This is a genomic window from Roseovarius sp. (genome assembly GCF_965228755.1).
Classification (GTDB): Bacteria; Pseudomonadota; Alphaproteobacteria; order Rhodobacterales; family Rhodobacteraceae; genus Roseovarius.
The window spans coordinates 286317-303885 of the sequence record NZ_CBDDIG010000009.1; the positions used below are offsets into that span (position 1 = coordinate 286317).

Here is a 17569-nt window from a genome sequence, read left to right on the forward strand (position 1 = left end):
GGTTTCAGTTGCCCGAGTAATCACGATATGCGAACTTGGTTTGATGAAAAACGGCAACTAGCTAAAACGAGCATGGGCCTGTCCAAATCCGCGCTGGAGTCGCTGGGCTACAAGCCGCTTGCGCCAAGCGAGAGTGTTAAGGGGACTTTCACTCGCATTGATGTGTTGGTCATCCAAGGCATTACATTGAATGCGGCGTATCTTCCTCCTTTTGAAGAAGAAATTAACGGGATTTCTTTTAGGATTGGTATCGGAGATAGCCTGAATGAAGTTTGTAAGCAGTTGGTTGGGGAGGAATTTGTTGACGATGAAGAGCATTGGAAGAAAGAAACGAAATCCACTCCGCCCTTCATGCTACTCTTGTTCGGCCCAACCAGCGAATACGTCGGCTCAGCAACTCATTACAAAGAACATGAAGGTCAAATAGAGACCTACGACAGCTTTTCTGAAGCTCGGAACGAGCTTAGCAAGCAGTCTGATGCGGTGGTTCCCTCTCTTTTAACTTCTCTATCGGTTACATTTTCTTCGAGTTACGAACGGCTGGTACGTTTTCTTCCTCGCGAATGCGTCGTCGTCGGCAAATCCCTCGACGGAAAGACGATCAGAGATTGGCGTATAGATTTCAAAGGTACGGCCTTTGCTTCTATGGCGGTCGATAAAGGACAAGTAACAGAAAAAGCGATTCAATCTATAACGAAGGCGAAGACGTTAGACAAAAAAATCGCCAAGTTTTACTACCTTGGGTCCATTGAAAAGGATCCACTCAAAAGGTTCCTTTATTTCTTCCTATCCTTAGAGGTCCTTGTTCACTCTAGCTTCAAGGAAATAGATCATCGAGCGGCAGTTTCAAGCCTGCTTTCAAACCATCCCCACGCCAAGGATTCTGGTCAAAAGCTTTTGGAAACACACAGGGATAGCTGGCAGAACCTTCGCCATCGCTTTGTCTGGTGCATAATGCACAAATGGACCCACTTAACGGACGCGGACGTCCAGCAGTTCGGACGACTCAAGGCCGTTCGCGATAAAATCTCGCACGGGAGTTTGACGGAGCCGGACGCAGCAACTGTCAGGGAAATCGAGGCACTCATGCTCCGCATCCAAGGGAGCTCTTAGTGCAGCTTTCGGGAGATTCACGAAAAGACTCCCTAACGACCGAGAAGGTGGATAGGCTTAATGATAGGCGGCGCTAGGGACCCACCCCTGTTTGGCAGGGCATGGACACCCCGAATCCCGCTTAGGGCTTAGCGGCCCTGTGTCCTCTACTAGCCGTAGAGAGGCTAAGGAGCGGGGAGAGTACGGATGTATGACCCCCAACCCGCAGGAGCGCACCAAGTGATCATAGGAGCGCTCAAGCCGCCTCGTTAGGGCGGGATAAAAGTACTGAGCGGTGTTTAACTGCTCACCCGGGTGAGCGCGCAAAGGACTAGAGCCAATGCGTATTCACTTCCGGCTGGACGTGACGATCAATCTGCCTTCACTGGTTAGTTTGATCGGCCTCGTCCTCACTTTGGTCAAGCTTGCCTTCTGGCTGCTCTGACCTGGCGAGGGTGAGCTTCGGCTCACCCTCGTTCACTGCGCCTTACCCGTTTGGGGTTTTGAGCTTCACGTTCAGGAGGTTCTTCGACGTGTCTTCAAACGACTTCCCACAGCCAACCCACTCCCTTGAACTGATCAAAGAATTACCCAAGGAACTCTGCACTGCCATCGGCACAATAATGATAAAACACGCTTACCTTGAAAATGTCCTTCAGCACATAATCTATGATCTGTCTGGCGTAGACGAGATCGTCGGGCGTGTGGTTTGCGGCCAGCCCCGCACTTCAGATCGGTTTAACAATATTAAGGATTTGGCGCTTTATCGTGGACTGACCATTGAGCCCGAATTAATCAAACTGCTTGATAGAGATATTCCTGAGATTGCAAGGAAACGCGACGCGCTTGCACACGGCGCCTTCTTCAAAGACCCTGAGCATGATCGGATTATTATTCGTGATCTTAGCAGGAAATGGCAACCGGCAGGCCGTAACAAAGGCATCAAGAAAAAAATGCACCCTTCCGGACCTTACGTTACCCCGGAGGCCCTTAACGGGATTATAGAAGTGCTTGATGCCGTCACGGATAGTTGCCGCTATCTTCTCGGTTCGCTTCGAAATCAGCTTGCACAGCAGCAACAATAGACCGTTTCTCAGTCCAGCCGACTTTCATCGCTCCGGGCAGGTTTCAGCGAAACCTTTTGGGGCCGTCCAGTTTTGGGGGACGCCTCTATTACGGCATCTCTTCTTGCATCAGCCCGTCCCAGCGCCCGGCAGGCTTCCAGAAACAACTTATGAGCTTCGCAAGGATCAGATGGTTTATGGAAGTTTGCATAGGTCTTTTCTCGTCTGTCCACTTTGTGTCCATTTTGGACATGATTGAAAGCACAAAATTTACATATTCCGCAAGCTGCAATCAGCACAAATTGTGCGCATGGAGCAGTTCGGCAAAAACATACGAAGGCGTGCAAGAGAACTCGGGCTTACTGACGCTGAAGTAGCTAGGCGCACCGGTGTTTCAGCGCGCAGATATAGCTTCTATGTAACTGGGGACCGTGAACCTGACCTAGCCACACTACTGAAAATTTGTGACGTACTCAGGATACCAGTAGATCAAGCGCTGAAATCAGAAGGTCGCGAGCCAAAGGATCATGTCCAAACGATGATCGAACGGCTTCTTAGCGCCGTGCATTCACTATCCTACGACAGGCTCAGGATGATCGTGCTTTCAGCAGAAGCGCTCGCAGATGATGAGCTACCAAATCCGCTACCGTCACGACGGAAAAAGCATAAATAACAGACAGTTAAAGTTTCTGGGATAAGAGAACAAAACGGACTTTTAATAAATTTTATACTTTAAAATCAAATATTTATAAGGACCCTGGTAGCGGAGGAGGGACTTGAACCCCCGACACATGGATTATGATTCCACTGCTCTAACCAACTGAGCTACTCCGCCGGACCGTGGCGCTAGGTAAGGCAGCCCGGCGGCCCCGTCAAGCCCGAATTGGCCGGGTTTTCGCCGGGTTCATCCGCGCGGCAGAAGTGCCTCGATCCGGCTGGTGATCTCGGGCGATTCCGGCACCGTGGCCGAGCCCCACGTGCCCGCGACGGAGCCGTCGGGCGCGATCAGCACCTTGTTGAAATTCCACGACGGCTGCCAGCCTTCGGTGTCGGCGAGCCAGCGGTAGAACGGGTGCGCGCCGTCGCCCAGCACCGGGGTGATCGTGGTCATCGGCAGGTCGAGGTCGAAGTTCAGGGCGCAGAAATCCTTGACCTGCTCGTCGCTGGCCAGCTCCTGCTTGAAATCCTGCGAGGGCACGGCCAGCACGGCGAAACCGCGGTCGCGGTAGGTGTCGTAGAGCGCCTGCAGCCCGTCATATTGCGGCGTGAAGCCACAGCGCGAGGCGGTGTTGACCACCAGCACCGGCTGGCCCGCCCAATCGTCGAGCGACAAAGTGCCACCGTCGATCGAGTCGAACTGCCAGTCGCGCTGGGCGGAAAGCGCGGCCGTGGCGGTCAGCATCAGCAGGCACAACAGGGCGAGGAGGGAACGCGGAACAAGGGCGGTACGCATGAGGGTCTCCGGTGCGGGTCTGACCGGCAAGATAAGCCGGTTGTGGCGCCTGTCCACTCCCCGCTTGCCCTTGGCCCGGCGCTGACGCAGATTGCCGCCATGACAGACCGCATTCTCGAAGACCTCGCCGCCATCACCGGCCCCAATCACGTTCTGACCGGCAAGGACGCCGCCCCCTGGTCGCAGGACTGGGCCGGCATGCTCCGCTGGACCCCGCTGGCGGTGGTCAAGCCCGCCGACACCGCGCAGGTTGCCGCCATCGTCAGGCTGGCGAACGAGGCGCGCGTGCCGGTGGTGCCGGTCTCGGGCAATACCGGGCTGGTCAAGGGGACCACGGCCGAGGGGGCGATCATGCTGTCGCTCGACCGGATGTCGGCCATTCGCGAGATCAATCCCGCCGGCCGCACCGCGACGGTGGAAGCGGGCGTGATCCTGTCGTCGTTGCACGAGGCGGTGGCGGAGCATGACCTGATCTTCCCGCTGACCTTCGGCGCGCGCGGCTCGGCGATGATCGGCGGGGCGCTGTCGACCAATGCGGGCGGCTCGAACGTGGTGCGCTACGGCAGCACGCGGGGGCTGTGCCTTGGCATCGAGGCGGTGACGCCCACGGGCGAGGTGATGAACCTGATGAGCGCGCTGCACAAGGACAATTCGGGCTACGACCTGCGCGACCTGCTGATCGGGGCGGAGGGGACGCTGGGGATCATCACCGCCGCGGTGGTGAAGCTGTTCCCGAAGCCCCGCGCCTATGCCACGGCGATGGTCGCGGCGCCGGACGTCACGCGCGGGCTGGAGCTGCTGCATATCCTGCAGGCGGAAACGGGGGGCGCGGTGGAGGCCTTCGAATACATGCCCGGCGCCTATATCGAGGCGCATCTGAAGCGCTTCCCCGACGCCCGCCCGCCCTTCGAGGAGCGGCACGAGGTGAACATCCTGGTCGAGGTGGGCGCGCTGGCCGCCCGCGATGCCGAGCCGGGGCCGGATGGCGCGGTGCCGATCGCCGCGCATCTCGAGGAGGTGCTGGGGCGGCTCTACGAGAACGGTGCGGTGCTCGACGCCGTGGTCGCCAAGTCGGATGCGCAGCGGGCCGAGATGTGGGCGCGGCGCGAGGCGGCGGCGGAGGTGTCGCGCCTGCGCGACCCGATCGTCGACAACGACATTGCCGTGCCGCTGGACCGGATGCAGGAGCTGCTGGAGCGCACCAAGGCGCGGGCCAAGGCGCTCGATCCGGGAATCGGCTTTTTGCACGTGGCGCATATGGGCGACGGCAACCTTCATTTCGCGGCATGGCCCGAGACGGCGGATACCGGCATTCACCGCGCCATCGGCGAGGCAGTGGAGGAGGAGACCATCGCGCTTGGCGGCTCGTTCTCGGCCGAGCACGGGATCGGGTTGTCGAAACTGCCGGCGATGGGGCGCTACAAGGACCCGGTGGCGATGGAGGTGATGCGCACGATCAAGCGGGCACTCGACCCCAACGGGATCATGAACCCGGGAAAAGTGCTGCCCTGACGGGGCCGCTCACTCTCGCCAGTCGAAAAAGCCCGGCCCGGCCTGTTCCAGCAGCTTGCGCGCCATCTCGGCACCGAGCTCGGGGCCGTCCTCGATCGGCGCGGTGGCGTCGTCGGACAGGCATTCGCTGCCATCGGGGCGCAGGATCTCGCCGCGCAGGCGCAGCGTGCCACCGTCCAGCTCGGCCAGCCCCGCGATCGGCGTCTCGCAGGAGCCGTCGAGCGTGGACAGAAAGGCGCGTTCCGCCGCCAGCCGCTGGCCCGTCACCCCGTCATGGATCGCCGCCAGCATGTGGGCCACGCGGCTATCGTCGCTGCGCCGTTCGATTCCGATGGCGCCCTGGGCGACCGCCGGCAGCATCTCCTCGGGCGCCATGGCGGCGCGGGCGACGTCGGCCCGGCCCAGCCGGTTGAGCCCCGCCATGGCCAGGAAGGTGCAGGCCGCAACGCCATCCTCGAGCTTCTTCAGCCTTGTCTGCACGTTGCCGCGGAACTGGACCACCTCGAGATGCGGATAGCGCACCAGCACCTGTGCCCGGCGGCGCAGCGACGAGGTGCCCACCTTGGCGCCCTCGGGCAGGTCCGCCAGCCCCGCCGCGCCGGGCGAGACGAAGGCGTCGCGCACGTCCTCGCGCGGGAGGTAAGTGTCGAGCACCAGACCGCCGGGCTGTTCGACGGGCATGTCCTTCATCGAATGCACCGCGATGTCGATCTCGCCCGACAGCAGCGCCTCCTCGATCTCGCGGGTGAAGAGGCCCTTGCCGCCCAGTTCCTTGAGCGGCGTGTCGGTGGCGATCAGGGCGCGGTTGTCGCCGGTGGTCTTGATGACAAGGATCTCGAACGCCTCGGGCGCGAGGTCATGCGCCGCCGCCAGCCTGTCGCGCGTTTCATACGCCTGGGCCAGTGCCAGCGGCGAGCCGCGGGTGCCGAGTTTGAGCGGGCGGGTCGGAGAGGGCGGATCGTATGTCATGGCGCCGGGTCTAGACCCGCGTTGCCGCGCTGGCAAGCGCCCCGGCGCTTGACATTGCCGCCGAGGGGAGAGAACCACGTGCCCGAAAGGGAGGGCCCCCCATGGCTGCGACGAAGACGATCCTGAAGGCGCTGGCGGGCGAGGCGCAGGAGGTGCCGCCGATCTGGATGATGCGGCAGGCCGGGCGCTACCTGCCCGAGTACCGCGCCACGCGGGCCGAGGCGGGGGATTTCCTGTCGCTGTGCTATAACAGCGACCTGGCGACCGAGGTGACGCTGCAGCCCATCCGCCGTTACGGGTTCGACGGGGCGATCCTGTTCGCCGATATCCTGCTGGTGCCGCAGGCGCTGGGGGCCGACCTGTGGTTCGTCACGGGCGAAGGGCCGCGGCTTTCGACGATCACGCAGCAGGCGGAGTTCGACGCGCTGAAGCCCGCCTCGGACATTCACGAGACGCTGGCGCCGATATACCAGACGGTGCGCAACCTTTCCGGAGCCCTGCCCTCCGAGACCACGCTGATCGGCTTTGCCGGCGCCCCTTGGACGGTGGCGACCTACATGATCGCCGGGCGTGGCACGCCGGATCAAGGCCCGGCGCACGCGCTCAAGGCCGAGAACCGGCCGCTTTTCGAGGCGATCCTCGACCGGCTGACCGAGGCGACGATCGAGTATCTCTCGGCCCAGATCGAGGCCGGGGCGGAATGCGTGAAGCTGTTCGACAGTTGGGCGGGCTCGCTCGATGACGAAGATTTCGACAAATACGCCACGGCGCCGGCCAAGCGCATCGTTTCGGAGCTGAAGGCGCGGCATGGCGATATCCCGGTCATCGCCTTCCCCCGGCAGGCGGGCGAGAAATATATCGGCTTCCACGCTGCCACCGGCGCCGATTGCGTGGCGGTCGACGATTCCGTTACACCGGAATGGGCGGCCGAGAACGTGCAGGTGTCGGGCTGCGTGCAGGGGAACCTGAAATCCTCGCACATGGTGACCGGTGGCGACGACCTCGTGCGCGAGACGCGGCAGATCGTGGAGGCGTTCCGGGGCGGGCCGCATATCTTCAACCTCGGGCACGGAATCACGCCGGATGCGGACCCGGACAACGTGCAGCTGATGATCGATACGGTGCGCGGCGGCTGAAACCCGGCGCCGGCAAAGGGCCTCAATCCGACATGTTTCGCGTCGCATTCGGTCGCGCGCAGCCGGTATTTTCCGGGGCAGGCTGGTCTCAGCGAGGAGACCAGCCAGATGAATACCCACTATCGCGACGCCCGCAAGATCGACCCCACCAAGGGTTCGGTCCTCGGTGACAACACCCCGAACGACGCCGACCGGATCGAGATCGGGCCGACCCAGCTGGCCTTTCGCGAGTGGGAGATGGCGGGGCTGCACCTGCCCGATCTTCAGGCGATGCGCCGCTATCGGTGGGAGCGGCTGACGCGGCATATCGTGGACCGCGACTATGCCGGGCTGCTGGTCTTCGACCCGCTCAACATTCGCTACGCCACCGACTCGACCAACATGCAGCTCTGGAACACGCATAACCCGTTCCGGGCGCTGCTGCTGTGTGCCGATGGCTACATGGTGATGTGGGATTACAAGAATTCTCCCTTCCTCAGCACGTTCAACCCGCTGGTTCGGGAACAGCGCAGCGGGGCGGACCTGTTCTATTTCGACCGTGGCGACAAAGTGGACGTGGCCGCCGACGTGTTCGCGAACGAGGTGCGGGTGCTGCTGGAAGAGCACGCGCCGGGCAACACGCGGCTGGCCGTCGACAAGGTCATGCTGCACGGGCTGCGCGCGCTCGAGGCGCAGGGGCTCGAGATCATGGAGGGCGAGGAGGTGACCGAGAAGGCCCGCGCGGTGAAGGGGCCGGACGAGATCCTCGCCATGCGCTGTGCCAGCCATGCCTGCGAGGTGGCCGTCGCCTCGATGGAGGCCTATGCCCGCACCAACGTGCCCGCCGGCCAGACCTCGGAAGATGATATCTGGGCCGTGCTGCATGCCGAGAACATCCGCCGTGGCGGCGAGTGGATCGAGACGCGGCTGCTGGCCTCGGGCCCCCGCACGAACCCGTGGTTCCAGGAATGCGGCCCGCGGATCGCGCAGAACAACGAGATCATCTCGTTCGATACAGACCTGATCGGCAGCTACGGCATCTGTGTCGACATTTCGCGAAGCTGGTGGATCGGCGACGAGACGCCGCGGCCCGACATGATCGATGCCATGCGGCACGCGCATGAGCATATCATGACCAACATGGAGATGCTGAAACCCGGTGTCACCATCCCCGAGCTGACCGCGAACACCCATGTGCTGGACGACAAGTACCAGGCGCAGAAATACGGCTGCCTGATGCATGGCGTGGGGCTGTGCGACGAGTGGCCCCTCGTCTGTTACCCGGACAAGGCGGTCGAGGGGGCGTTCGACTATCCGCTGGAGCCCGGCATGACGCTGTGCGTCGAGGCGCTGGTGGGGGAAGTGGGCGGCGATTTCTCGATCAAGCTGGAAGACCAGGTGCTGATCACCGAGGACGGGTACGAGAACCTGACGAAATACCCGTTCGACCCCGCGCTCATGGGCGAGGCGTAGGCGCGGGCCTCAGGCCTGGCGGACACAGTTGCGCCCGCCACGCTTGGCCGCGTAAAGCGCGACGTCGGCGCGTTCGACCGCGGCGCTCAGTTCGCGCGGATCCTCGACCGCGGCGACGCCGAAACTGGCCGTGACCGGGCATGTCTCGCCGTCCAGTTCCACCGGTTCCTTGCCCAGGGCCTCGCACAGGCGCTCGGCCACCCTCCGGCCCTCGCGCAGGGTGGTGCCCGGCATCAGCACGAGGAATTCCTCGCCGCCGAAACGGCCCAGCAGATCGCCTGTCCGGCAATTGCGCGAGAGCACGTCGACCACGTGCCGCAGGGCCGCATCGCCCGCCGGGTGGCCATACCGATCGTTGAAGGCCTTGAAGTGATCGATATCGGCCACGATCAGCGTGACCGGCCCCCGGCGATGCGCGGCGGCATTGCGATAGAACGCTTCCCGCGTCAGGGCGCCGGTCAGGGGGTCATGGTCGCGGGCGGCCTCCAGCCGGATGGTGAGGCGATAGATGTCCTGCAACCGCAGGCCGATGAAGAACGAGATCGGCAGCGCCAGCGACACGGTGATGACCGAGCCCGCGAACAGCAGGTCGCCCTCGATATCCCTCGGGTACATCAGCCTGTGAAGGATGAAATTCCCCGCGAGGGCGACCACCGTCACCGCCGCGGCAAAGACCCGCACATCGCGTATATGCTTCAGATGTAATTGCACAGCGCACTCCACTTCGCCGCCCCCCGCAACACTGACCCGCGTCGGTTAAGACAAGTGAAATTCCGGCGTGGTCGGACCCCGGAAACTGCCGTGCATTTTCCGAAGAGTCGCGGGATCTATCCGGCCGGTGACACGCGGGCGAGCAGGCCGCGATGGTCGCTGCCCGACAGGCCGCGCGCCTCGGCCCGGCCGCCGCCGGGGGCGAAGACATGGTCGATCGGCAAGGGGAAGGGCCCGAGCTGGAAGGTCGGGCGCGAGGGGCCGGCGCGCCTGAACCCGGCGGCCCTGGCGATGCGGTGCAGGGTGTGCGACCACGGCACCATGTTGAAATCGCCGCCCAGGATCACAGGCCCTTCGCCCTGTGCCAGATAGGGGGCAAGCCAATCGGCCTGCCCTGCCTGCCGGCCCGGGTAGGGCCAGGCGAAATGCAGCGACATGGCCCGCACCGGGCCAGCCGCCGTGTCCACGGGAAGGACGGCAAGGCCGATCTTCTCGCTGCAGAAGGGCGTGCCGGAGGTGGGCAGCCGGGTCAGCACGGCGATCCCGCTGCGCGAGGTGTAGCGGCAGAGGTGCTGGGTGGGGTAGGCCTCCCTCAGCAGGTCGAGCAGGGCCTCGTTCTCGACCGAGACTTCCTGAAGCGTGACGATATCCGGGTCGGCGGCGAGGATATCCTCCGCCAGCCCGGCTATGTCGGAGTTCCGGTGGAACATGTTCTTCTGGTAGACGCTCACCGGACCGGGTTCGGCCAGCGGCAGCTTGTGCCAGAGGACGCTTCCGATCCCGCCAAGGCAGAGCGCCACGCCTGCCAGCCACCAGGCGCGGGGCAGGCGCGCGCCCAGAACGAGCAGAAGCGCCGGCACGGCAATCGCGAGACGGAACACCGCAAGGCTGTCGCCCACCGGGTGCAGGGCGCCGGCAAAGCTCAGGCCAAGCGCCACCAGCGCCAGCGCCGCCATGATCCTCACGAGTGTTTTCACCATCTCACCTTGACGTGACAGCGCCGTTACATGTCTGGTGCGGGCCACACGGGCTTCCTACCCTTTGAGCAAACCCAAGGAAAGGAATGGCGATGCCGACCGAACGATTCACCTTCACCGGTCATTCGGGCGACGAGCTGGCGGCGCGGTTCGATCTGCCCGAGGGGCCGGTTCTGGCCACGGCGCTTTTCGCGCATTGCTTCACCTGTTCCAAGGACATTCCCGCCGCACGGCGCATTTCGGCCCGGCTGGCGGGGGCGGGGTTCGCCGTGCTGCGGTTCGATTTCACCGGGCTGGGCCATTCCGGGGGCGAGTTCGAGAACACGTCGTTCACGTCGAATGTCGAGGATCTCGTGCTGGCCGCCGAGGCGCTGGCGGGGCGGGGCATGGCGCCGTCGCTGCTGATCGGGCACAGCCTTGGCGGGGCGGCGATGCTGAAGGCGGCGCGGAAGATCGAAAGTTCCAAGGCGGTGGTGACGATCGGCGCGCCGTTCGATCCCGGCCATGTGACGCATAATTTCGGCGGCGAGCTGGAGAAGATCGAGGCCGAGGGCGCCGCCGAGGTGCATCTGGGCGGGCGGCCGGTGCGCATCGGCAAGCGGTTCGTCGAGGATGTGAGGGCCGAGAAGCTGGAGGGCGAGATCGCCCATCTCAAGCGGGCGCTGTTGGTGCTGCACGCGCCGCGCGACGCGGTGGTTGGGATCGGCAATGCCTCGGACATCTTCCTTGCCGCCAAGCACCCGAAAAGCTTCGTCACGCTGGGCGATGCCGACCACCTGGTCACCAACCCCGAGGATGCCGAGTATGCCGCCGAGGTGATCGCGGCATGGGCGGCCCGCTATCTCGACCTCAAGGCCCCCTGCCCGCCGCCCGGCGCGCCGGAAGGCGTGGTGCGGGTGACCGAGGCCGACCCGGACGGCTTCCTGCAGGACGTCAATGCCGGGCCGAAGCATCACCTTCTGGCCGACGAGCCGGAGGCCTATGGCGGCACCGACAAGGGGCTCACGCCCTACGGGTTCCTGTCGGCGGGGCTGGGTGCCTGTACCTCGATGACGATCCGGATGTATGCCCGCCGCAAGGGCTGGCCGCTGGAGGGGGTGAGCGTGGATGTCTGCCATGACAAGGTCCATGCGCAGGATGCCAGCCAGCCCGGCGCCAAGCCCGACCGGTTCCGCCGGGTGATCCGGCTGGAGGGGGAGTTGAGCGAGGAGCAGCGCCAGAAGCTGCTGGAGATCGCCGACAAGTGCCCCGTGCACCGGACGCTGGAGCGCAGTTCCGAGGTGGTGACGCGGCTGGAATAGGCCGTCTTCGGATCATCCCGCACCGTGCGTTGCGCGGGAGTGTTTACAAAACGTTAAAGTTTCGTGGCATTCCGGGTCTCGCGGGTCTTGTGCGGGCGGGTCAAATCCGTTTCAACACACCCCGTAACGGGAAGGGATGAGGCGCATGACCACGTGGATCACCATCTGCGACACCTGCAAGCGCGACGACTGGAGCGCCGAGACCCATGAGCGCACGCATGGCGAGGACATGGCCGAGCTGGTCGAGCGCCACGCGGCGGGCCGCGCGGTGCGCACGCGCCGGGTGTCCTGCCTGATGGGCTGTGCACATGGCTGCAACATCGCCATCCAGGCGCCGGGCAAGCTGGCCTATACGCTGGGCCGGTTCGAGCCGACCGAGGCGGCGGCCGAGGCGGTGGTCGCCTATGCCGAGATGCATGCCGAAAGCGAGACGGGCCGCGTGCCGTTCCGGGAATGGCCGCAAGAGGTTAAGGGACATTTCATCACCCGTCACCCGCCCCTGCCCGACGCCGATACCGACACCGACGCGGGCGAGGGCTAGGCCATGACCGGGGCGCGCGGCCACGGCGGACTCGACACGGCGATGGCGCGATATGGCGGGCGGCGCGAGGAGTGGGTCGACCTGTCGACCGGCATCAACCCGGTGCCCTATCCGGTGCCGCCGCTTAACACGGAGGACTGGTCCGCCCTGCCCGGCCGTGCGGCGCATGACGCGCTGACCGAGGCCGCGCGGGAGTTCTGGGGCGTGCCGGACGATGCCGCCATCCTGGCCGCGCCCGGCACGGCGAGCCTGGTCGCGCATATCCCCGGCCTTCTGCCAGCGGGCCGGGTGCATATCCCCGCCCCTGTCCGGACCCGCCATGCCGAGGCCTTCACCGCCCATGGATGGACCGAGGGCGAGGACAGCCCCGACGCCCGCGTGCTTGTGCATCCCGAGGACCCCACGGGCGGCTGGTACTCCTCGGACGATCTTGGCGCGCCCTTCACGGTGATCGACGAGGGCTATGCCGATGTCTCGCCCTACCAGTCGCTGGTCAGCTACGCGGACAGGCCCGGCACGCTGATCCTGAAGAGCCTGGGGCGGTTCTGGGGGCTGGCCGGGCTGCGGCTGGGCTTTGCCATCGGGCCGCAGAACGCGATCGACCGGCTTGCCGGAATGCTCGGGCCGCTGGCGGTGTCCGGCCCGGCGCTGGCCATTGGTACGCGGGCTCTGGGCGACCGTGCCTGGGCCGCCGACACCCGCACGCGGCTCAACGAGGATGCCGCGCATTTGGACGCGCTGATGGTGCGGGCGGGGGCCGGCGTGGTCGGGGGCACCTCGCTGTTCCGGCTGTACCGGGTCGAGGATGCGGCCGCATGGCAGGACCGGCTGGCGCAGGCGCGGGTCTGGAGCCGGAGCTATCCCGACAGCCCCGGCTGGCTCCGCCTCGGCCTGCCCGCACCGGAGCACTGGGCGCATGTGGAGCAGGCGATATGAGCACGGCTGCCATCCTTGCACTGGCCATGGCGCTCGACGCGCTGCTGGGCGAGCCGCGCTGGCTTTGGGACAGGCTGCCGCATCCGGCGGTGCTTATGGGCCGGGCGGTGGGCTGGTGCGACCGGCGGTTCAACGCGGGCAAGGGTCGGCGGGCCAAGGGCGTGCTGGTGATGGCTGGGCTGGCGCTGGGCGCCATCCTGCTGGGCGCCGCGCTGGCAGAGCTGGGCTGGCTGGTCGAGGTCGTCGTCGCGGCCATTATCCTTGCGCAGAAATCGCTGGCCCAGCACGTGGGCGCGGTGGCCGATGCGCTGCGCGTCTCGGTCGGCAACGGGCGCATGGCAGTGGCGCAGATCGTGGGCCGCGACACCGCCGCGATGGACGAGCCGGCGATTGCCCGCGCCGCCATCGAGTCGGCGGCGGAGAATTTCAGCGACGGGGTGATCGCGCCCGCGCTGTGGTTCCTCGTCTTCGGCCTGCCGGGGCTGCTGCTATACAAGATCACCAACACCGCCGACAGCATGATCGGCTATCGCAACGACCGCTACGAGGCGTTCGGCTGGGCGGCGGCGCGGTTCGACGACCTGCTGAACCTCATCCCCGCCCGGCTGACGGCGGCGATGATCGCGGCGCTGCACGGATCGCTGCGCGACTGGCCCGCCATCGTGCGGGACGCGGGCCAGCACCGCTCACCCAATGCCGGCTGGCCCGAGGCGGCAACGGCCCGCGCGCTTGGCGTGGCCCTGTCGGGGCCGCGCGCCTATGACGGGCGGCTGCGCGAGTTTCCCTTCGTGCATGAAACGGGCCGCAAGCAGATCGGCGCGGCCGAGATCGACGCCACCGTCCGCCTGCTCTGGCGGGTCTGGGCGGCGGGGCTCGCGCTGACCGTCGCAGCCGCGCTGTTGTCGGCCGGATAGCGCGCAAACAGGTTTGCAACGTTGGGCCAATGGCCTAGGTTTGTCCGGAACAGACCATTAACCGAGGTACTCATGAAAACCTTTTTCCTGATCGCGGCCCTGACCCTGACGGCGGGCGGGGCTGCGTCACAGCCATGCGGCGGCTCCTTTGCCGGTTTCGTAGACGCCATGAAACAGGAAGCCATTTCGCGCGGGCACGACCCCGCCACCGTCAACAGCTTTTTCGCCTCGGCCCGGCAGGACCAGTCGGTGATCAAGGCCGACCGGGCACAGGGGTTCTTTCAGAAACCGTTTACCGAGTTTGCCCGGCAGTTGATCAGCCAGAACCGGCTGAACACCGGGCGGTCGAAGGCGCAGCAGTATTCGGACGTCTTCGACCGGGTGGAGCGCGAATTCGGCGTGAGCCGCGGTGTGCTCCTCGCCTTCTGGGCCTTCGAGACGGATTTCGGCGGGTTCCAGGGCAATTTCAACACGCTCAACGCGCTGGTGACGCTCAGCCATGATTGCCGCCGGCCGGAGCTGTTCCGGCCGCAGGTCTATGCCGCGCTCGAGCTATACGAGAGGGGCAATTTCGACCCGGCCACCACCACAGGCGCCTGGGCCGGCGAGATCGGCATGGTGCAGATGCTGCCCAAGGACATCATCGAGAACGGGGTCGACGGCGACGGCGACGGGCATGTGAACCTCAAGACCTCGGCGCCGGATGCGCTGATGTCGGGGGGCAAGATGCTGCAATCGCTCGGCTGGCGCGCGAACGAGCCGTGGCTGCAGGAGGTCGAGGTGCCGCAGGACATGGACTGGTCGCAATCCGGGCTGCGGACGCAGAAATCGGGGGCGGATTGGGCCAATCTCGGCGTGACGCCGCGGCACGGGCAGATCCAGCGCAACCTGCAGGCCAGCCTGATCCTGCCCGAGGGGCACAAGGGGCCGGCCTTCCTCGCCTATCCGAATTTCCGGGTCTATTTCGAATGGAACCAGTCGTTTACCTACGTGCTGACGGCGGCCTATTTCGCCAACCGGCTGGAAGGCGGGCCGGTCTTCGAGGCGGGCAACCCCGAGCCGGGGCTGTCGGGCGGCCAGATGAAGGCGCTGCAACAGAAGCTGGCGGCGCGCGGCTATGACGTGGGCGAGATCGACGGCATCCTCGGCGCGGGCACCCGGTCGGCGGTGCAGGACGTGCAGCAGGAACTGGGGATGCCGGCGGATGCCTGGCCGACGCAGGCGCTGTTGAACCGGTTGTGAAGCTGGGGGCTCTGCCCCCAGACCCCCGGGAATATTTTTCCCAAGAAGAAGCAAGGGCCGGCCGATGAGCGGAAACGCGTTCGAGATATTCCTGGCCGCGCCGCCGGGGCTGGAGCCCGTGCTGGCCGAGGAGGCGCGCGTGGCCGGGTTCGACGTGACCGGAGAGGTGCCAGGCGGCGTGACGGTGCAGGGCGGCTGGCCCGAGGTGTCGCGGGCCAACCTGGTGCTGCGGGGCGCCGGAAAGGTGCTGGCGCGGATCGGCGGGTTTCGGGCGATGCACCTGGCGCAGCTGGACAAGCGGGCGCGGAAGTTTCCGTGGGGCGAGGTGCTGCGGCCGGACGTGCCGGTGAAGGTCGAGGCCACGTGCCATGGCTCGCGGATCTACCACGACAAGGCGGCGGGGCAGCGGGTGGAGCGGGCATTGGCGGAAGAGCTGGGCGTGACGGTGGATGCCAAGGCCGGCCTGCGGGTGATGGTGCGGATCGAGGATGATTTCTGCACCTTTTCAGTGGATACGTCCGGAGAGCCGCTGCACCGGCGGGGCCACAAGGAGGCGGTTGGCAAGGCGCCGATGCGCGAGACGCTGGCGGCGCTGTTCCTGCGGCAGTGCGGGTATGACGGGGCGGAGCCGGTGGTGGACCCGATGTGCGGGTCGGGCACCTTCGTGATCGAGGCGGCGGAGATGGCGGCGGGCTTGCATCCAGGGCGGTCGCGGCGGTTCGCGTTCGAGGATCTGGCAGGGTTCGACGCGGACGCCTGGACGGAGATGAAGCGGGCGCCAAGCGGCGGAACGGACATGGTTTTCCATGGCAGCGACCGAGATGCCGGCGCGGTGAGATCGGCCATCGCGAACGCCGAGCGGGCGGGCGTGGCGGCATTCACCCGGTTCGAGCAGATGGCGGCGAGTGAACGGATGCGGCCGGAGGGGCCGCCGGGGCTGGTGATGGTCAATCCGCCCTATGGCGGGCGGATCGGGAACAAGAAGCTGCTTTATGCGCTTTATGGCGCGCTGGGGAAGACGCTGAAGGAGCGGTTTTCGGGGTGGCGCGTGGGGATCGTGACCTCGGAAGGCGGGCTGGCCAAGGCGACGGGGCTGACGTTCAAACCGGGCGGGCCGCCGGTGGCGCATGGGGGGCTGAAGGTGAAGCTGTACCAGACGGGACCGCTGCCCTAGGGCGAATCAGGGTTAAGTGGCTGATATCGCTCGAAACGCGATGTCGGTATCACGTCGGTATTTTGTCGGTATTACGTCGGTGTTTTCGTCGGCGGTGGCGCGGTTAAGGGTCCGGGCGTTGCGCCGGGGCGGGGTTAACCAACTTGGGCGCGGGCGTGTTTACTTTTCGTAAGCATACTCACATTATCAAAGGGTATCGGAAATCGCTTTTCAGGTTCATCACCTGAGAGTCGACCCTGCGGAGGTGCTTCTCCGCAGGGTCTTTCCTTGTTTCGGGGTCAGACCTCGATCCAAAGGCGGATGACGGTCACGATCAGCGTTGCCGCCGCGAGGATCACCGTCCACTTTCGGAAATCATTTTCGCTCAGGTTCATCACCTTTAGACACTGCAAAGGGTTGCAGCGAAGCGGAGTGTGGGGGCGGCGGGTGAAGGAAACCCTAAGATTTTAGCCAACTGGCACGGCCCCCTCAGGCCACCATCTGCTCGGCCTTCTTGAGGTCGACCGAGACAAGCTGGCTTACGCCCTTCTCCCCCATGGTGACGCCGAAGAGGCGGTCCATCCGGCTCATCGTCACGGCGTGGTGGGTGATGATCAGGAAGCGCGTTTCGGTGCGGCGGCACATCTCGTCGAGCAGGTCGCAGAAGCGGCCCACGTTGGCGTCGTCCAATGGCGCGTCGACCTCGTCGAGCACGCAGATCGGGGCCGGGTTGGCGAGGAAGACGGCGAAGATCAGCGCGAGCGCCGTCAGCGTCTGCTCGCCGCCCGAGAGGAGCGACAGGGTGGCCAGTTTCTTGCCCGGCGGCTGGCACATGATCTCGAGCCCGGCGTCGAGCGGGTCGTCGCTTTCGACCATCACGAGGTTGGCCTCGCCGCCGCCGAAAAGATGCTGGAATAGCATGGTGAAGTTGGAATTCACCTGTTCGAAGGCGGTCAGCAGGCTTGGCGTCTTCCTCGGCGCGGAGGTTCACGGCGCCCAGCGCGTCGCGCTGGCGCTTGAGGCGGTTGACATCGGCCTCGATCGCGTCGGCGCCGGGCATATTGTCGGGGTCGGCCTCCAGCCGGTCGAGCAGCTTGGCGGGGGTCGTCTCCTGCT

At 65.0% G+C, this 17569-nt stretch carries 16 protein-coding genes, 1 tRNA gene and 1 pseudogene; 12 read left to right on the top strand and 6 right to left on the bottom strand.

The window, feature by feature from the left end; genetic code table 11:
* Positions 1 to 27 precede the first annotated feature (27 nt).
* From ACO07J_RS17715 to ACO07J_RS17725, 3 genes are all read left to right on the top strand, one after another.
* Positions 28 to 1113, top strand: coding sequence for a hypothetical protein (locus ACO07J_RS17715; RefSeq protein ID WP_422031378.1), 1086 nt, complete (start codon positions 28 to 30; stop codon positions 1111 to 1113).
* Positions 1114 to 1625: 512 nt separating this feature from the next.
* Entirely contained in the window at positions 1626 to 2177 is a 552-nt protein-coding gene (locus tag ACO07J_RS17720; protein ID WP_422031380.1) for a hypothetical protein, read from the top strand.
* Positions 2178 to 2466: 289 nt separating this feature from the next.
* Positions 2467 to 2829 carry a helix-turn-helix domain-containing protein gene (locus tag ACO07J_RS17725; RefSeq protein ID WP_422031382.1) on the top strand — a complete coding sequence of 121 codons (363 nt, stop codon included), beginning with the start codon at positions 2467 to 2469 and terminating at the stop codon, positions 2827 to 2829.
* A gap of 85 nt (positions 2830 to 2914) precedes the next feature.
* On the opposite strand, the gene ACO07J_RS17730 is transcribed toward ACO07J_RS17725, so the two are convergent.
* Positions 2915 to 2991: transfer RNA gene (locus tag ACO07J_RS17730), tRNA-Met, on the bottom strand.
* A gap of 69 nt (positions 2992 to 3060) precedes the next feature.
* Positions 3061 to 3609 (bottom strand): glutathione peroxidase, encoded by a 549-nt coding sequence (locus tag ACO07J_RS17735; protein WP_422031384.1) that lies wholly within the window; start codon positions 3607 to 3609, stop codon positions 3061 to 3063.
* A 99-nt stretch (positions 3610 to 3708) separates the two neighbouring features.
* Between ACO07J_RS17735 and ACO07J_RS17740 the strand changes: the two genes are divergently transcribed.
* A complete protein-coding gene (locus ACO07J_RS17740; protein WP_422031386.1) occupies positions 3709 to 5121 on the top strand; it encodes an FAD-binding oxidoreductase in 1413 nt (470 codons plus the stop codon).
* 9 nt (positions 5122 to 5130) lie between these two features.
* Here the strand turns inward: ACO07J_RS17740 and hemC are convergent, their stop codons facing one another.
* On the bottom strand, positions 5131 to 6090 hold the full coding sequence (gene hemC, locus ACO07J_RS17745) for a hydroxymethylbilane synthase (protein WP_422031388.1): 960 nt from the start codon (positions 6088 to 6090) through the stop codon (positions 5131 to 5133).
* Between the two features lie 101 nt (positions 6091 to 6191).
* Between hemC and hemE the strand changes: the two genes are divergently transcribed.
* Positions 6192 to 7226, top strand: a complete 1035-nt coding sequence (gene hemE, locus ACO07J_RS17750) for a uroporphyrinogen decarboxylase (protein ID WP_422031390.1) — start codon at positions 6192 to 6194, stop codon at positions 7224 to 7226.
* A gap of 108 nt (positions 7227 to 7334) precedes the next feature.
* The gene (gene dddP / locus ACO07J_RS17755) at positions 7335 to 8678 is read left to right on the top strand and encodes a dimethylsulfonioproprionate lyase DddP (protein ID WP_422031392.1); all 1344 of its coding nucleotides are present in this window, start codon (positions 7335 to 7337) and stop codon (positions 8676 to 8678) included.
* Positions 8679 to 8687: 9 nt separating this feature from the next.
* Here dddP and ACO07J_RS17760 read toward each other — a convergent pair whose 3' ends face one another.
* Positions 8688 to 9389, bottom strand: a complete 702-nt coding sequence (locus ACO07J_RS17760; protein ID WP_422031394.1) for a GGDEF domain-containing protein — start codon at positions 9387 to 9389, stop codon at positions 8688 to 8690.
* A 116-nt stretch (positions 9390 to 9505) separates the two neighbouring features.
* Positions 9506 to 10366 (bottom strand): endonuclease/exonuclease/phosphatase family protein, encoded by an 861-nt coding sequence (locus ACO07J_RS17765; RefSeq protein WP_422031396.1) that lies wholly within the window; start codon positions 10364 to 10366, stop codon positions 9506 to 9508.
* Between the two features lie 92 nt (positions 10367 to 10458).
* Here ACO07J_RS17765 and ACO07J_RS17770 point away from each other — a divergent pair, with 92 nt between their 5' ends.
* The 6 genes from ACO07J_RS17770 (at position 10459) to ACO07J_RS17795 (ending at position 16474) form a co-directional block, all read left to right on the top strand.
* A complete protein-coding gene (locus ACO07J_RS17770) occupies positions 10459 to 11667 on the top strand; it encodes an alpha/beta fold hydrolase (RefSeq protein ID WP_422031398.1) in 1209 nt (402 codons plus the stop codon).
* Between the two features lie 145 nt (positions 11668 to 11812).
* A complete protein-coding gene (locus ACO07J_RS17775; protein WP_422031400.1) occupies positions 11813 to 12208 on the top strand; it encodes a DUF1636 family protein in 396 nt (131 codons plus the stop codon).
* Positions 12209 to 12211: 3 nt separating this feature from the next.
* Positions 12212 to 13144, top strand: coding sequence for an aminotransferase class I/II-fold pyridoxal phosphate-dependent enzyme (locus ACO07J_RS17780; protein WP_422031402.1), 933 nt, complete (start codon positions 12212 to 12214; stop codon positions 13142 to 13144).
* On the top strand, positions 13141 to 14058 hold the full coding sequence (cbiB, locus tag ACO07J_RS17785) for an adenosylcobinamide-phosphate synthase CbiB (RefSeq protein WP_422031404.1): 918 nt from the start codon (positions 13141 to 13143) through the stop codon (positions 14056 to 14058). The genes ACO07J_RS17780 and cbiB overlap by 4 nt, the downstream gene beginning before the upstream one ends.
* 72 nt (positions 14059 to 14130) lie before the next feature.
* The gene (locus ACO07J_RS17790) at positions 14131 to 15300 is read left to right on the top strand and encodes a lytic murein transglycosylase (protein ID WP_422031406.1); all 1170 of its coding nucleotides are present in this window, start codon (positions 14131 to 14133) and stop codon (positions 15298 to 15300) included.
* A 64-nt stretch (positions 15301 to 15364) separates the two neighbouring features.
* Positions 15365 to 16474, top strand: coding sequence for a THUMP domain-containing class I SAM-dependent RNA methyltransferase (locus ACO07J_RS17795; protein ID WP_422031408.1), 1110 nt, complete (start codon positions 15365 to 15367; stop codon positions 16472 to 16474).
* Positions 16475 to 16942: 468 nt separating this feature from the next.
* On the opposite strand, the pseudogene ACO07J_RS17800 reads toward ACO07J_RS17795, so the two are convergent.
* Positions 16943 to 17569, bottom strand: a pseudogene (locus ACO07J_RS17800) (chromosome segregation protein SMC); the annotation flags it as partial.

Coding starts and splice junctions, on each gene's coding strand:
- ACO07J_RS17740 (WP_422031386.1), top strand. CDS start 3,709: ATGACAGACCGCATTCTCGAAGACCTCGCCGCCATCACCGGCCCCAAT.
- ACO07J_RS17725 (WP_422031382.1), top strand. CDS start 2,467: ATGGAGCAGTTCGGCAAAAACATACGAAGGCGTGCAAGAGAACTCGGG.
- ACO07J_RS17795 (WP_422031408.1), top strand. CDS start 15,365: ATGAGCGGAAACGCGTTCGAGATATTCCTGGCCGCGCCGCCGGGGCTG.
- ACO07J_RS17790 (WP_422031406.1), top strand. CDS start 14,131: ATGAAAACCTTTTTCCTGATCGCGGCCCTGACCCTGACGGCGGGCGGG.
- dddP (WP_422031392.1), top strand. CDS start 7,335: ATGAATACCCACTATCGCGACGCCCGCAAGATCGACCCCACCAAGGGT.
- ACO07J_RS17770 (WP_422031398.1), top strand. CDS start 10,459: ATGCCGACCGAACGATTCACCTTCACCGGTCATTCGGGCGACGAGCTG.
- ACO07J_RS17735 (WP_422031384.1), bottom strand. CDS start 3,609: ATGCGTACCGCCCTTGTTCCGCGTTCCCTCCTCGCCCTGTTGTGCCTG.
- ACO07J_RS17780 (WP_422031402.1), top strand. CDS start 12,212: ATGACCGGGGCGCGCGGCCACGGCGGACTCGACACGGCGATGGCGCGA.
- cbiB (WP_422031404.1), top strand. CDS start 13,141: ATGAGCACGGCTGCCATCCTTGCACTGGCCATGGCGCTCGACGCGCTG.
- hemE (WP_422031390.1), top strand. CDS start 6,192: ATGGCTGCGACGAAGACGATCCTGAAGGCGCTGGCGGGCGAGGCGCAG.
- ACO07J_RS17715 (WP_422031378.1), top strand. CDS start 28: ATGCGAACTTGGTTTGATGAAAAACGGCAACTAGCTAAAACGAGCATG.
- ACO07J_RS17775 (WP_422031400.1), top strand. CDS start 11,813: ATGACCACGTGGATCACCATCTGCGACACCTGCAAGCGCGACGACTGG.
- hemC (WP_422031388.1), bottom strand. CDS start 6,090: ATGACATACGATCCGCCCTCTCCGACCCGCCCGCTCAAACTCGGCACC.